Consider the following 13,769-nt stretch of genomic DNA (forward strand, 5'->3'; position numbering starts at 1 on the left):
CGCTGTTCACCCGGCGTCCACCCGGACCCCGACGCGCTGCCGCCCCGCGCTCACGCCGCCCCGTCACGATCCGCAGATGAGCACGCCCGCCTCCGCCGCCCCGACCGGCCGCAGCACGCCGCCGCTCGGCCCCGCCCGCACCGTCGGACTGCTTCTCGGCGCGACCCTCTTCGTCCTGGCCGGCGACCTCTTCGCCACCGGCCTGGTCAACCGCGGGCCCGGCCAGCTCGTCGGGCTCTCCACCTGGCTCGGATTCGGCCTCGGGTACCTCACCATCTGGCCGATGCTGTACCTCGCCCTCGTTCCCGACTCCCCGCGCGAGGCGCTCCCCTTCGAGTCCGTCCTCGCCGCCGCCGCCGGCTGCGCCCTCCTGGGCTCCACGCTGTCCGACGCCCGCACCGGCCCCTGGCCGCTGCCCGCCGCGGTCCTCGCGCTCGCGGTCGCCGCCACCGCCGCCCGCCGCACCCGGCTGCGCCTGCGCCCGACCCGGGCGTGATGCCCCGGCGGTCCTCGCCGAATCACCGAACCCGGCCCGCGCCTTCGGTCTACGCTCCGTCATAGGGCGCGTGGAGAAGCCGAGTTCGGCCAGGAGAGGGCGGCGGGGATGAGCACGGAGATCGTGCAGCTGGTGGAGCAGGCCGGTCCGTACCTGGCCTCGGCCCTGAGCGCCTACGGCGGGGCGGTGCTCACCCGGGCGGAGGACGCCGCCGTGGACGCGAGCGCCGACCTCGGGCAGCGCATCCTCCAGGCCGTCTGGCGCCGCCGCCCCGCCGCCGCCCGGGCGGCGATCGAGGACGCCGTACAGGACGCCGCCGAGGACACCGACCCCGATGCCGCCGCCCTGCGCCGGCAGGTCAAGCGCGCCCTGCGCGAGGACCCCGAACTCCTGGGCGAGATCGCCGCGTTGCTGCCCCGGCCGGTCCCCGGGTCCGTGACGATCACCGCCTCGGGCAGCCACTCGATCGCCGCCCACACCATCGGCACCGTCATCACCGGCAACCACAACCGGGTCACCCCGCCCCCGCCCGCTCCCGGGACCGGTGCGTGAGCACCGAGGCATCCGGTGAGCGGTCGGTCGCCGCGCAGCACGTCACCAACGCCTTCACCGGCGACGTCTCCACCGTCGCCCTGCCGCCCGAGGTCCTGAACGCGGCCCGCGACATCCAGGCGCCACCCGGCCTGAGCAACCTCGCCCCGGTCCCGGTGTGCGTCGGCCGCGAGGTCGACCTCGGCTGGCTGGAGCGCACCCTGGCCACCGGCGGCGGCACCGCGATCACCCAGACCCCGGCCGTCCACGGGCTCGGCGGCATCGGCAAGACCACCCTCGCCCTGGCCTACGCCCACCGGCACCGCGGCGAGTACGGCGTCATCTGGTGGATCAACGCCGACTCGCCCGCCCGCATCGAGCAGTCCCTCGGCGCCCTCGCCCTGAAACTGTTCCCCGCCTGGGCCGGACGGGCCGCCCCGGACGAACGCTGCGCCTGGGCCACCACCTGGCTGCAGTGGCACCCCGGCTGGCTGCTGGTCTTCGACAACGCCGAGGCCCCCGCCGACCTCGACCCCTACCTCGGCGCCCTCAGCGGCGGCCACCACCTGATCACCACCCGCCGCGCCACCGGCTGGCCCCACAGCGTCCCGGCCTACGCGCTCGGCACCCTCGCCCCGGACGAGGCCACCGACCTGCTCTGCTCGTCCGCCTTCCCCGGCGGCCCGCCCACCCCGCACGAGCAACGGCAAGCCGCCGTGCTGGCAGCCGAGTTGGGGTACCTGCCGCTCGCCCTCGAACAGGCCGGCGGCTATCTCCGGCAGAACCCGGCGACCACCGTCGACGCCTACCGCGAGCGGCTTGCCCGCAAGCTCGACAAGGCGGCCGACGGCATCGACGCCGAACGCACCATCGCCCGCATCTGGACGCAGACCCTGCGGGCCCTCGCCGCCCGCAACCCGCTCGCCGTCGACACCCTCCGCACCCTCGCCTGGCTCGCGCCCGACTACATCCCGGTGGCGCTGCTCGAGGACCCCGGCGCGGACCCCGACGACCTCCACGAGGCCCTCGGCCTGCTCGGCGCCTACACCATGGCCACCGTCACCCGACACGCCGTCAGCGTCCACCGGCTCGTCCAGACCGTCCTGCGTGTCACCGCACCGACCGAACCCGACGGCTCACCCGCCGGACGCCGGGCCGCCGAGCAGGCCCTCCTCGACGTCCTGGTCCCGCTCGGTCCCCCGACCGGGAACGCGGCCGCCCTCTGGGACGTGCTGATGCCGCAGCTGTTCGCGCTGGCCGGCACCAGGCCGGCGGGGCACCGGAACGACGCCGTGGACGCTCTCTACGACACCGCGGCCCAGTACCTGCGCGTCCAGGGCCACGAAGCGCACACCGTCGTGCTGCGGCAGGCCAACCTCGCGCACGCGCAGGAGGTCCTCGGCGACGCCCACCCCGACACCCTCGCAGCGGTCGGCAACCTCGCCCACAGCTACCACATGGTCGGGGACCTCGACCGCGCCGTCCCGCTCTACCGGACCGTCCTCGCCCGGCGCGCGCAGGCCCTCGGGGACACCCACCCCGACCTCCTGACGACCCGGGCCAACCTCGCCGCCGCCTACGCCCAGGCCGGGGAACTCGACAGCGCCCTCCCCCTCTACGAAGCCCTGCTGCCCCAGGTCGAGGAGGTCTTCGGCGCCACCCATCCGGACAGCCTGGGCGTGCGCCGCAGCCTCTCCGTGGTGCGGGCGGCGATGGCCGGCCGGCCCCACGAGCCCTTCTGACGGTCGGTCAGAGACGGTCCAGGCAGGCCACCGCGTCGGCTTCGCCCGCCGTCTCGTCCAGTCCCGTGGCGTCGAAGGCCGCGTCGGCGGCTCGGGTGGCGGCCTGGTAGGCGTGGGCGTCGGTGACGGGGTGCAGGGGGCGGGAGGTGCCGCGGGTGAGGCGCAGCGCGGCGAGGGTGTGGCGGTCGTGGGGGCCGGGCCAGATGTAGTTGCGCACGACGGCGAAGCCGCCGCGGGGGTCGAGGTGGGGGGTGGCGGCGCGGATCAGGGCGAGGAACCACAGCGGGTTGCGGAAGGACTCGGCGGCGACGGTGAGGTTGACCAGGGTGAGCGTGGCGCGGGCCGGGTCGTAGGCGAGCCGGGCCAGTTCGGGTTCCTCGGCGGTGCGCAGGAAGGTCCGCAGCTGGGCCCGGTGGTCGTCGTCCGGGTCGGACAGCCAGTGGTCGACGGTCGACAGGTCGGGCTCCGGGTGGAGCGCGTACGGCAGGCCGCGGGCCTCGCCGTCCGCGTCGTACCAGCCGGTCAGGGAGTCCCAGTCGTCCCACCGGTTGCCGCGCACGGGCGTGGCGAGGTAGCGGCGCAGCGCCTCGGGTTCGAGGTGCAGCTGCGCCATCGCGGAGTACGGCTCGGACATCGCGGGACCCTTCGGAGCGAACCGGTCGGACAAGTCAACGACCGTATGGTGGCAGGAAGTTACGACAGCGCGCGGGTGTCGGTGGTCCGGCCGAGGTAGGTGAGCGGGCCCGGGTCGGGGACGGCGACGGGGTGGAAGCCGAGGCGGTCGTAGAAGGCGCGGGCGGGGGTGTTGGCGGTGACCATGCCGAGGTGGACGCGGGGGACGCCCTTCGCCGCGAGCGCGGCCAGCAGGGTGGCCATCAGGGCGCGGCCGTGGCCGGCGCGCTGGTGGCTGGGCAGGAGGTCGATGTGCAGGTGGGCGGGGTAGGCGGCGAGTTCGGGGAGCAGGAGCCGTTCGGGGGTGTGCAGCAGGCCGATCATCTCCTCGCTGGGGGTGCGCGGCGGGCCGGACGGCGGCGGGTAGCGGTCGGTGACGCGCGGGAGCCACTCCTCGCGGAAGCGCCGGACGAAGGCGGGGGTGTCGGCGGCGCCCAGGACGTAGCCGACGGCGCGGGTGCCGTCGTCGAGGACGAAGGCGAGGTCCGGTTCGAGTTCGGCGTAGGGCGCGGCGAAGACGGTCGGCAGCAGGTCCCGGTCGGGGTAGGTCCCGGTGGCGTCGCCGCCGGCGTCCCCGGTGCGGACGCAGATGTCGAACAGGTCGGCCCGGTCGGCGGGTCGGTAGGGCCGGATGACGGGACGGCGCAGCGGTTCGCTCATGCCTCATGCTCCCCGGGTTGGGAACGCTCCCACAAGTCCTCGGAACCACCGGAGGAACTCATGACGCGACGGCGGGTCAGACCGCCATGGCGAGCATCAGCGGGGTCGCGCGGAGGGTGAGGAGTTCGGCGGCCTCGCGCAGCCGGTGGGCCTGGGCGACCGGCAGGGAGGTGGCGAGGCAGCCGACGGTGTTGCCGGCGACGACGGGGACGGCCGCGCAGACGGCGTCCATCGAGTACTCCTGGAGGTCCAGGACGGGGACGGTGGCGGGCTGCCGGTCGAGGCGGTGGAGCAGGCGGTCGGTGTCGGTGATGGTGCGGGCGGTGAGCCGGGCGACGGGGTGCCGGGAGAGGTGGTCGAGCCGGGCGTCGTGGTCGAGTTGGGCGAGCAGACACTTGCCGATCGCGCTGGCGTGGGCGGTGGCGCGGAAGTCGACCCATTCGGTGACGGCGGGGGCGTGGTCGCCGGCGGCGACGGCTTCGACGGAGAGTTCGCCGTCGTGGTAGCGGCTGAAGTAGACGGCGGCGCCGAGTTCGTCGCGGAGTTCCTCGAGCTGGTGGTGCAGCCGGACCCGGACCATCGGTTCGCGCTGCTGGGCGCCGAGCAGGGTGAAGGCGCCGCCGAGCAGCCAGGCGCCGTCCAGGTGGACCAGGTAGCCCTCGGTCTCCAGTTCCTCGGCGAGTTGCCTCACCACCCCTTCGGGGAGGGTGAGTTCGCGGGCGAGTTCGCCGAGGGTGAGGCCGTCCGGCCGCCGGTCGACCGCCTCCAGCAGGCGCAGCGCCCGGCGGAGCACGCCGAACGGGCTGCTGCTGCCCTGCCCCAGCAGGTCGTCCTGGCCCCGGCCTCGGCTGACCGTCGACATGGCATCGCCCTCCCGTTCTCCCCCGGCGGCTCGCGCCTTCCGTTCAGGGTAGTCAGCGCGGTGACGACGCATCGGCGGTCGCCGGATATTCGCCCGGGTGTGCCGGGACGCCCTTGACAGGCATATGCCCGGACACGGCGATGGCCCCTCCCCCACTGCCCGAGGGGGAGGGGCCGCCGCGGCGGCCGGGGTGCAGGTCCCGGCCGCCCGAGGGTGGATTCGATGGCAAGCCTGACGAAACGTCAGTTCTCGTCGCCCGCACGGAGCTTGGCGACCGCGGCGGCCAGGCGGGCGCCGTACTCCGGGTCGGCGGCGTGGAAGTGCGCCAGGTTCTTCTCGATGACGTCCTCGCGGCTGACCTGGGCCAGGAAGCCGGCCAGGTTGGCGATCAGGCGGGCCCGCTCGCCCTCGGACATCAGCCGGTACAGCTCGCCGGCCTGGAAGAAGTCGTCGTCCTTGCTGTGGGCCACGGTGGTGTAGGTCCCGGTGTGGCCGGAGACGGCGACCGGGGCGGACAGCGGCTCGTCGGTCTGCGCGGGGCCGTCGTACGAGTTGGGCTCGTAGTTCTTGCCGCGGCCGTTGCGGTTGAGGGCGCTGTAGCCGTCCTGGCCGTAGTTGGCGGCCTCGGTGGCGCGCGGGGCGTTCACCGGCAGCTGGGTGTGGTTGACGCCGAGGCGGTAGCGCTGGGCGTCGGCGTAGGCGAACAGGCGGCCCTGGAGCATCTTGTCCGGGGACGGGCCGATGCCGGGGACGAAGTTGTTCGGCGAGAACGCGGACTGCTCGACCTCGGCGAAGACGTTGTCGGGGTTCCGGTTCAGCACCAGGCGGCCGACCTTGACCAGCGGGTAGTCGGCGTGCGGCCACACCTTGGTGAGGTCGAACGGGTTGAAGCGGTAGTCGGCGGCCTCGGCGACCGGCATCAGCTGGACGTACAGGGTCCAGGACGGGAACACGCCGCGCTCGATCGCCTGGTGCAGGTCGCGCTGGTGGCTGTCGGCGTCGCCGCCGGCCACCTCCGCGGCCTGACCGGCGTCCAGCGAGCGGATGCCCTGGTTGGTCTTGAAGTGGTACTTCACCCAGTACGCCTGGCCCTCGGCGTTGACCCACTGGTAGGTGTGCGAGCCGTAGCCGTTCATGTGGCGGTAGGAGGCCGGGATGCCGCGGTCGCCGAACAGCCAGGTGATCTGGTGGGTGGAGGCCGGCGAGTGCGCCCAGAAGTCCCAGACGTTGTCGGCCTCCTGGACGCCGGTGTACGGGTCGCGCTTCTGCGAGTGGATGAAGTCGGGGAACTTCACCGGGTCCTTGATGAAGAAGACCGGGGTGTTGTTGCCGACCAGGTCGTAGTTGCCCTGCTCGGTGTAGAACTTCAGCGCGAAGCCGCGCGGGTCGCGCACCGCGTCGGTGGAGCCGAGCGCGCCGGCCACGGTGGAGAAGCGCAGGAAGACCTCGGTGCGCTTGCCGACCTCGGCGAGGAAGCCTGCCCGGGTGTACTGCGAGACCTCGTCGGTGACCTCGAAGTAGCCGTAGGCACCGGAGCCGCGGGCGTGCACCACGCGCTCCGGGATGCGCTCGCGGTTGAACCGGGCGAGCTTCTCCAGCAGCTGCTGGTCCTGGATGAGCAGCGGGCCGTACTCGCCGGCCGAGGCGCTGTTCTGGTTGTCGGCGACCGGGGCGCCGGACTCGGTGGTGAGGAGCTTCTTGGTCATGTGGCGGTCCTTCAGGAGGTACGGGACATCGAGGGCTGACGGAGCGTCAAGGGACGCGCGGCGTCAGGAGGCGTACAGCGGCCGAAGGGCGGTCGCGTCGGCGAGCGGGCGGGCGTCCGCCAGGGCGGCGTCGAGGCCGGCCTCGACGAGGGCCCGGCGGGCCTCGTCCGCGGGGAGCGCGTGGAACCAGCGCAGCGCCAGGGCGTCCTGGCCGGCGGCGGTGAGGCGGCCGGTGAGGCGCAGGCGGGCGAGGCCGCCGTCGGGGAAGACGTCGATCCGGACGTGGGTGACCGGGGTCCCGGCGGGCAGCCGCCAGCGGTGGCGGGTGTCGGGCTGCAGGCGGGTGCGCGGCAGCAGGGTGGTCCAGCCGTCCGGGTCGGTGGCGGGGTCGCCGCCGTTGCTCGCGTCGTATCCGGTCAGCTCGGCCCAGCCGGGGGCGTTGGCGACGAAGCAGGAGGTGTCCACCTCCGCCGCCAGGACCTCGCCGCCCCCGGCCAGGGCGATCCGCACCCAGTCGTTGGCCTTGTCGCGCCGACGCCGGGTCTCCCAGCCGTCGCCCATGACGGTGGCGCGGCCGGGAGCGTTCAGGTTGTGCGGGGAGGAGAAGTAGCGGTCCGAGGCGGCCTCCGCGACGCCGCCGTACTCCTGCGCGGCGAGGTCGAAGGTGAGGCCGGCCAGCTCGCGCGGGTCGGGCAGCACCTCGCCGTGCACCCGCAGCCGGGCCACGCCGCCGTCCGGCCAGATGTTCAGCCGGACGTGGGTGTAGCGGCCCGGGTCGGTGACCGCGAACGCGTGGGCGGTGTCGCCCTGCAGCGCGGTGCGCGGCACCAGGTCGGTCCAGTCGGCGGCGGCGAGCTCCTCCGGGGAGGGGTGGCCGGGCACCGAGGCGGCCTGCACCGAGGCGGTCTCGGGGTAGTTGCCGGTGAAGTGGGCGGTGTCGACGATCACGCCGCGCACCACGCCGGGTACGCCGAGCCGGACGACCACCCAGTCGTGGTCCTCGTCGGTGGGGTGCGGCTGCTCGGCGCTGACGCCCCGTCGGCGGCGGGACTCCCAGCCGTCCATGATCTGGCCCTTGTGCCCGAAGGTGTGCGGGCGGAACTCGGCGGGCTTGGCGACCAGCAGGTTCTCCGCGTCGGCGAAGGTGTCCTCGTTGGTGGCGACCACGCCCGCGCCCAGCAGCCGGGAGGCCAGGTCGACCAGCTCGGTGAACGGTGCGCCCGGGGTCTGAGCGGTACTCAACTGACTCTCCTCTAGCGTCGGATGATCTGGCGGCCGAACGGGGCGGCGTCGGGGTCGACGACCCGGCCGCGCAGCCAGGTGGTGCGGACCTGCCCGGTGAGGGTGCGGCCCGCGTACGGGGTGACCGGGTTCTTGTGGTGCAGTCGTTCGGCGTGGACGGCGAAGTCCGCGTCCGGGTCGAAGGCGACCAGGTCGGCGTCGTAGCCGGGCGCGATGGCGCCCTTGGTGCCGGTCAGCCCGACCAGCGAGGCCGGCCCGGCGGACATCCAGCGGACCACCTCGGCCAGCGTGTGGCCGCGGCGCCGGGCCTCGCTCCACACCGCGGGCAGGCCGAGCTGCAGCGAGGCGATGCCGCCCCAGGCGGCGGCGAAGTCGCCGCTGCCGCCGTAGCGCTGAAGCAGCTTCAGGTCCGGGGTGGACGGCGAGTGGTCGGAGACCACGGCGATGAACTCGCCGTCCGCGAGGGCCCGCCAGAGCAGATCGCGGTTGGACTCGTCGCGGATCGGCGGGCAGCACTTGAAGGCGGTGTCGCCGTCCGGGACCTGCTCGGCGGCGAGCGTCAGGTAGTGCGGGCAGGTCTCGGCGGTGACCTGGACGCCGTCCTCGCGGGCCCGGCGCAGCAGCGGCAGGACCGCGGCGGAGGAGACGTGCAGGATGTGCACCCGGGCGCCGGTGCGACGGGCGCACTCCAGCAGTCCGGCGACCGCGACCGCCTCGGCGTCGTCGGGGCGGGAGGCCAGGAAGTCGCGGTAGTGCACGCCGGGGACGTGCGGGGCGGCGTCGAGGACCGCCGGATCCTCGGCGTGGATGATCGCCAGCGCGCCGAGCCTGGCCTGCTCGGCCAGCGCCGACTCCAGGTCCTCGGGCGTCGCCAGGTGCGGGAACTCGTCGACGCCGGACGGCGCCAGGAAGGACTTGAAGCCGAACACCCCGGCCCGGTGCAGGCCCGCCAGCTCGCCGGTGTTGCCGGGCACCGCGCCGCCCCAGAAGCCCAGGTCGACCCAGGCCTGCCCGTCGGCGGTCTTCCGCTTGGCGTCCAGCCCCTCGACCGTGGTGGTCGGCGGGACGGAGTTCAGCGGCATGTCGATGATCGTGGTGACCCCGCCCGCGGCGGCGGCCTTGGTGGCGGAGGCGAAGCCCTCCCAGTCGGTGCGGCCGGGCTCGTTGACGTGCACGTGGGTGTCGACCAGACCGGGCAGCAGCGCGACCTCGCCGAGGTCGGTGAGCTGCCGGTCGCCGACGATCAGCGCGCCGTACGCGGCGACCTGCTCGATCGCGCCGGCCCGCACCAGCACGTCGGCGGGGCGTTCGCCGTCCGGCAGGACCACCCGCCGGGAGCGGATCACCGTGGTGTCGCCGAGGGGCATGAGGGGACCTCCGAACGTCAGGGAAACCGGGGTGTGCCGAAGGAGTGCTGGGAGCGTAGGCCCGCCTTCAACAAAACGTCAATGTAGGAAAGTACGACGAACCGACGGTCCGTCATCCGAGCAGCCGTGCGGCCAGCCGCGCACCGGCCAGTTCGGCGAGTTCACCCGCGCGGGTCATCGACTCGGCCGGATCCTCCGCCAGGTCGGTCAGCGCCAGCGCCTCCGCGAAGCCCGCCGACCGCCACTCCCGCTCCGCCAGCTCCAGCCGGCCGGCCACGGCCGCCACCCGAACCCCCGCCCGGGCAGCGGCCGCGGCAACCCCGGCGGGGGCCTTGCCGTGCAGTGTCTGCGCGTCCAGGCATCCCTCACCGGTCACGACGAGGCGCGCCCCACGCACAGCCTCGTCGAAACCCAGCAGTTCGAGCAGCAGCTCGATGCCGGGTCGCATCGTGGCACCGAGCAGCGCCAGGGCGGCGAAGCCGACTCCGCCAGCCGCACCGGCGCCGGGCGCCCGCCGCACGTCCCGGCCGGTCACCGCGGCCACGGCGTCCGCCCAGCGGGTCAGCCCGTCCTCCAGCACCACCAGGTCCTCGGCGTCCGCGCCCTTCTGCGGGCCGTACACCGCGGCCGCACCGCGCGGACCCAGCAGCGGGTTGTCCACGTCGCAGGCGACGACGATCTCGACGCCGCGCAGCACGTCGGCGAGCGGCCCCAGTTCGATCCGCTCCAGCCGGCGCAGCGCCGCTCCCCCGGGCGGCAGCGCCGTCCCGTCGGCGTCGTACAGCTCCACCCCGAGCGCCTGCACCATGCCGGCCCCGCCGTCGGTGCAGGCGCTCCCCCCGAGCCCGAGCACGATCCGGGTCGCCCCCAGCGACACCGCCTTCGCGATCAGCTGCCCCACCCCGTACGAGCCCGCCGCCAGCGGCGCCGTCCGCCCCCCGGGCAGCCGCGCCAGCCCCGAGGACTGCGCCAGCTCGACCACCGCGGTCTCCCCCCGCACCGCGAGCCCCGCCTCCACCGGCAGCCCCGTCGGCCCCGCGACCTTCACGTTCACCCGCGAGAACCCCGCCGCGAGCGCCGCCGCCAACGTCCCCTCCCCACCGTCGGCCACCGGCAACTCCCGCACCTCCACCCCCGGCGAGACCTTCCGGATCCCCGCAGCAATCCGCGAAGCGACCTCCGCCCCCTCCAGCGACCCCTTGAACTTGTCCGGAGCGACCACCACATGACCAGCCATGGGACCTACGACCTCTCGTTGCAACATCTAGGGGCTCGGGGAACTGCGAGGCGAGTGGCGACAAGGTCTCAACTCGGCTGCCGCGCCTGGTACTTCTTCGATCAGACCCCAACCCTCCGGGAGGGAAGTGGTGCCTCCTGGCGACGCGGGCACGACCGGACAGGTACACGCCGCCAGGAGGAGCTCTGGGTTACTCGACCTCGCGCCCGGACAGCCGCTCGACCCCGCGCAGCAGCGCCGAGTGGTCCAGCGAGCCGTCGCCGTTGGCACGGGCGGAGGCCACCAGCTGGGCGGCGACCGCGCCGAGCGGCAGCGCCGCGCCGACCGCGCGGGCGGCGTCGGTGACGATGCCCATGTCCTTGTGGTGCAGGTCGATCCGGAAGCCGGGCGCGAACTCGCGGTTCAGCATGTTGCCCTTCTTGCGGTTCAGCACGGTCGAGCCGGCCAGCCCGCCGCCGAGCACGTCCAGCGCGGCGGCCAGGTCGACGCCCGCGTTCTCCAGGAAGACCACGGCCTCGGCCAGCACCTGGATGTTGACCGCGACGATCAGCTGGTTCGCGGCCTTCACGGTCTGGCCGGCACCGGCCGGGCCGACGTGGACGACCGTGGTGCCGAGCGCGTCGAACAGCGGCTTCGCCTCGGCGAAGTCCGCGGCCTCGCCGCCGACCATGATCGACAGCACCGCCTCGACCGCGCCGGCCTCACCGCCGGAGACCGGGGCGTCCAGGGTGCGGATGCCCTTCTCGCGGGCGGCCGCATCGACCTTGATCGAGGTCTGCGGGGTGATGCTGGACATGTCGACGACCAGGGTGCCGGGCGCGACGTTCTCCAGCACGCCACCCTCGCCGAGGATGACCTGCTCCACGTGCGGGTCGGCCGGAACCATCGTGATCACGATCTCGGCGTCCTTGACCGCCTCGGCGATCGATCCCGCGCCGTGGCCGCCGGCCGCGACCAGCGCGTCGATGGCGTCCTGCTGCAGGTTGAAGCCGGTCACGTGGTGGCCGGCCTTGACCAGGTTGACGGCCATGGGCTTGCCCATGATGCCGAGGCCGATGAAGGCGATCTTGCGGCTGCTCATCGCAGTGGTGTCCTTACGTGAGGGAATGGAAGAAGACCGGGTACTGCAGCGGCGGGCGAGACGATCGGCCGAAGGCCAATGACCGGCGACCCGACAATCGGCCTGCGGCCGGTTCGCGGCGGTGCCTGACGGCGGATCAGCCGCACGGTTGCCGCCGATCGGCCAAAGGCCGGCGCCCGGAGGCCCGACAGTCGGCCGCAGGCCGACGACCGGCCGCCCCGACAGTCAGCCGAAGGCCAGCGGCCCCGACACTCGACCGAAAGCCCGCAGCCCGGACAGTCGGCCGAAGGCCAGTGACCGGAGACCGTGACAATCGACCAGAGGCCCCGAAGGTCGGCCGGAGGCCGTTCGCGGTGCCCGACGGGTCGGCCGCGCGGTGGTCGCGGACCGGCCCGGAGGGCTAGCGCAGCGCTCGCGGCAGCCACTCGAAGCTGTCGGCGCTGACGCCGCCGGCCGGGCGGTACTCCAGGCCGATCCGGCCCTGGTAGCCGGCGGCGGTGAGCCGGGCGAAGAGGTCCTCGAAGTCGAGGTCGCCGGTGCCGGGCTCGTTGCGCCCGGGGGTGTCGGCGATCTGCACGTGGCCGATCCGGTCGGCGTACGTGGAGATCACCGCGGGCAGGTCCTCGCCGTTGCGGGCCAGGTGGTAGAGGTCGCAGAGGAAGCGGGCGTTGCCGAGGCCGGTGGCGGCGTTGACCTTGTCGACCACCTCGACGGCCGCGGCGGCGCTCACCAGCGGGTAGTCCGGGGACTCCGGCTGGTTGAGGGCTTCGATCAGCAGGACCGCTCCGATACCGTGGGCGGCCTGGGCGGCGAGCGCGAGGTTCTCCAGCGCCAGCGCGTCCTGCTCGGCGGGGTCGACCCCGGCCACCCGGTTGCCGTAGAGGGCGTTCAGCGCGCCGGTGCCCAGCCGCTCGGCGAGGGCGACGGTGACCGGGATGTTCTCCCGGAAGCGCTCGTTCTCGGCGGGCACGGAGACCGTGCCGCGGGCGCCGCGGGTCAGGTCGTCCAGGAAGTTGAGCCCGGTGAGCTGGACCCCGGCGGCGTCGAACGCGCCCGCCAGCTCGTCGAGTTCGGCCTGGCCGGGGGTGTGGTTCTCGCCGAACGGCCACCAGAGCTCGGCGGCGGTGAACCCGGCCGCGGCGGCCGCGGCGGGCCGATCGAGCAGCGGGAGCTCGCCGAACAGGATGGACAGGTTGACCGTGAAGCGGTGCTGGGCGGCAGCGGTCACGTCGTTCACCTCTCGCTCTCTCGCCCAACTTCCACGATCCGGAAGCTGGATTCTGCTTGATGGAAGCTTCTCCGCCGTCAACCCGCACTGTCAAGGCGACCGCAACAATTTGTTGAAGCAGCCGAAGCCCGCCGGTCACGCCCCTGGTCGACTGTCTGATCGACCAGGCCGCTCGCTAAGGTGAGCGGGTGCGATTGATGGTGGAGTTCACGACAGAGCCGTTCGAGCTGGACGGCTTCCCCGACCACGCCAAGGCCGCGCGCCGGGTGGTCGACGAGGCGGGCCTGGCCGTGTCGGTGGGCCCGTTCGGCACCAGCGCCGAGGGCGAGGCCGAGCAGGCGCTGGCCGCCGTCACCCGCCTGCTGCGGGAGACCCTGGCGGCCGGGGCCAGCCGGATCTCGGTCCAGGTCAGCGTGCTGGACGAGGACGAGGAGCAGGACTCCCCGGAAGGAGTGGGTACGCAGTGAGCGAAGCCCTGGACCACCCGCTCACCGCAGCGATAAAGCCGCTGCTGGAGGCGGTCGGCGCCACCGCGCTGGACCCCGGCGAGGCACGCGCCGACGACGTCGTCCTGGAGTGGGACGGCGCGCCGGCGGTGGCGGTGCGGCTGCCGCACCTGAGCAGTGCGCTGGACCGGATGCTGGCCGACATGGCCCGCCAGTTCGACGGCCGGCCGCTGGCCGAGCTGGACCGCGCGGAGAAGCAGCGGGTGGTGGCGCTGCTGGAGGAGCGCGGCGCGTTCACCGTCCGCCACGGAGTGGAGACCGTCGCGTCGGCGCTCGGCGTCAGCCGCTTCACGGTGTACAACTACCTGAACCGGCAGGAGAAGGCGTAGCCGTCGGCGCGCCCATTGGCGGATCGCACACGACACCGCCCGGCAACACCGGGTGTCGGGAAACGTAACCACCAACCGTTCAACAAAGTGTTGACGGTCCGTCGCGGCCG

14 protein-coding genes are annotated in these 13,769 nt (G+C 73.8%); 5 read left to right on the plus strand and 9 right to left on the minus strand.

The annotated features are described in order from the left end of the window. The first annotated feature begins 76 nt into the window (after positions 1-76). The 3 genes from ACWD4U_RS13540 (at position 77) to ACWD4U_RS13550 (ending at position 2,769) form a co-directional block, all read left to right on the plus strand. A complete protein-coding gene (locus ACWD4U_RS13540) occupies positions 77-496 on the plus strand; it encodes a hypothetical protein (protein ID WP_363455608.1) in 420 nt (139 codons plus the stop codon). 108 nt (positions 497-604) lie between these two features. Beyond that, positions 605-1,048, plus strand: a complete 444-nt coding sequence (locus tag ACWD4U_RS13545; RefSeq protein ID WP_363455606.1) for a hypothetical protein — start codon at positions 605-607, stop codon at positions 1,046-1,048. Next, positions 1,045-2,769: a tetratricopeptide repeat protein gene (locus tag ACWD4U_RS13550; protein ID WP_363455603.1), complete on the plus strand. Its 1,725-nt coding sequence runs from the start codon at positions 1,045-1,047 to the stop codon at positions 2,767-2,769. Before ACWD4U_RS13545 ends, ACWD4U_RS13550 begins: the two co-directional genes overlap by 4 nt. 7 nt (positions 2,770-2,776) lie before the next feature. Here ACWD4U_RS13550 and ACWD4U_RS13555 read toward each other — a convergent pair whose 3' ends face one another. The 9 genes from ACWD4U_RS13555 to ACWD4U_RS13595 all read right to left on the minus strand — a co-directional run bounded on the left by ACWD4U_RS13555 (position 2,777) and on the right by ACWD4U_RS13595 (position 12,833). Beyond that, positions 2,777-3,403, minus strand: a complete 627-nt coding sequence (locus ACWD4U_RS13555; RefSeq protein ID WP_363455600.1) for a hypothetical protein — start codon at positions 3,401-3,403, stop codon at positions 2,777-2,779. Between the two features lie 59 nt (positions 3,404-3,462). Beyond that, positions 3,463-4,101, minus strand: coding sequence for a GNAT family N-acetyltransferase (locus ACWD4U_RS13560; protein WP_363455597.1), 639 nt, complete (start codon positions 4,099-4,101; stop codon positions 3,463-3,465). A gap of 76 nt (positions 4,102-4,177) precedes the next feature. Further along, positions 4,178-4,963, minus strand: a complete 786-nt coding sequence (locus tag ACWD4U_RS13565) for an IclR family transcriptional regulator (RefSeq protein WP_363455595.1) — start codon at positions 4,961-4,963, stop codon at positions 4,178-4,180. A gap of 242 nt (positions 4,964-5,205) precedes the next feature. Then, complete coding sequence (locus tag ACWD4U_RS13570) at positions 5,206-6,669, minus strand: catalase (protein WP_363455592.1); 1,464 nt, start codon at positions 6,667-6,669, stop codon at positions 5,206-5,208. Between the two features lie 63 nt (positions 6,670-6,732). Next, the gene (gene alc / locus ACWD4U_RS13575) at positions 6,733-7,911 is read right to left on the minus strand and encodes an allantoicase (protein WP_363455589.1); all 1,179 of its coding nucleotides are present in this window, start codon (positions 7,909-7,911) and stop codon (positions 6,733-6,735) included. 11 nt (positions 7,912-7,922) lie between these two features. Then, on the minus strand, positions 7,923-9,278 hold the full coding sequence (gene allB / locus ACWD4U_RS13580; protein ID WP_363455586.1) for an allantoinase AllB: 1,356 nt from the start codon (positions 9,276-9,278) through the stop codon (positions 7,923-7,925). A 112-nt stretch (positions 9,279-9,390) separates the two neighbouring features. Beyond that, positions 9,391-10,515 carry a glycerate kinase gene (locus ACWD4U_RS13585; protein ID WP_363455584.1) on the minus strand — a complete coding sequence of 375 codons (1,125 nt, stop codon included), beginning with the start codon at positions 10,513-10,515 and terminating at the stop codon, positions 9,391-9,393. Between the two features lie 190 nt (positions 10,516-10,705). Next, positions 10,706-11,596 carry a 2-hydroxy-3-oxopropionate reductase gene (locus ACWD4U_RS13590; RefSeq protein WP_363455581.1) on the minus strand — a complete coding sequence of 297 codons (891 nt, stop codon included), beginning with the start codon at positions 11,594-11,596 and terminating at the stop codon, positions 10,706-10,708. A 400-nt stretch (positions 11,597-11,996) separates the two neighbouring features. Continuing rightward, entirely contained in the window at positions 11,997-12,833 is an 837-nt protein-coding gene (locus ACWD4U_RS13595; protein ID WP_363455578.1) for a TIM barrel protein, read from the minus strand. A 179-nt stretch (positions 12,834-13,012) separates the two neighbouring features. Between ACWD4U_RS13595 and ACWD4U_RS13600 the strand changes: the two genes are divergently transcribed. Both ACWD4U_RS13600 and ACWD4U_RS13605 read left to right on the plus strand, forming a co-directional pair. Continuing rightward, positions 13,013-13,291 carry a thiamine-binding protein gene (locus ACWD4U_RS13600; RefSeq protein ID WP_363455575.1) on the plus strand — a complete coding sequence of 93 codons (279 nt, stop codon included), beginning with the start codon at positions 13,013-13,015 and terminating at the stop codon, positions 13,289-13,291. Then, positions 13,288-13,659: a helix-turn-helix domain-containing protein gene (locus ACWD4U_RS13605; RefSeq protein WP_363455572.1), complete on the plus strand. Its 372-nt coding sequence runs from the start codon at positions 13,288-13,290 to the stop codon at positions 13,657-13,659. The genes ACWD4U_RS13600 and ACWD4U_RS13605 overlap by 4 nt, the downstream gene beginning before the upstream one ends. Positions 13,660-13,769: the final 110 nt, after the last annotated feature.

This window comes from Kitasatospora sp. NPDC002522, assembly GCF_053595195.1.

Excerpts from the sequence above, each read along its gene's own strand:
- ACWD4U_RS13560 (WP_363455597.1), bottom strand. The coding sequence starts at position 4,101 with ATGAGCGAACCGCTGCGCCGTCCCGTCATCCGGCCCTACCGACCCGCC.
- ACWD4U_RS13570 (WP_363455592.1), bottom strand. The coding sequence starts at position 6,669 with ATGACCAAGAAGCTCCTCACCACCGAGTCCGGCGCCCCGGTCGCCGAC.
- ACWD4U_RS13585 (WP_363455584.1), bottom strand. The coding sequence starts at position 10,515 with ATGGCTGGTCATGTGGTGGTCGCTCCGGACAAGTTCAAGGGGTCGCTG.
- ACWD4U_RS13545 (WP_363455606.1), top strand. The coding sequence starts at position 605 with ATGAGCACGGAGATCGTGCAGCTGGTGGAGCAGGCCGGTCCGTACCTG.
- ACWD4U_RS13555 (WP_363455600.1), bottom strand. The coding sequence starts at position 3,403 with ATGTCCGAGCCGTACTCCGCGATGGCGCAGCTGCACCTCGAACCCGAG.
- allB (WP_363455586.1), bottom strand. The coding sequence starts at position 9,278 with ATGCCCCTCGGCGACACCACGGTGATCCGCTCCCGGCGGGTGGTCCTG.
- ACWD4U_RS13540 (WP_363455608.1), top strand. The coding sequence starts at position 77 with ATGAGCACGCCCGCCTCCGCCGCCCCGACCGGCCGCAGCACGCCGCCG.
- ACWD4U_RS13590 (WP_363455581.1), bottom strand. The coding sequence starts at position 11,596 with ATGAGCAGCCGCAAGATCGCCTTCATCGGCCTCGGCATCATGGGCAAG.
- ACWD4U_RS13565 (WP_363455595.1), bottom strand. The coding sequence starts at position 4,963 with ATGTCGACGGTCAGCCGAGGCCGGGGCCAGGACGACCTGCTGGGGCAG.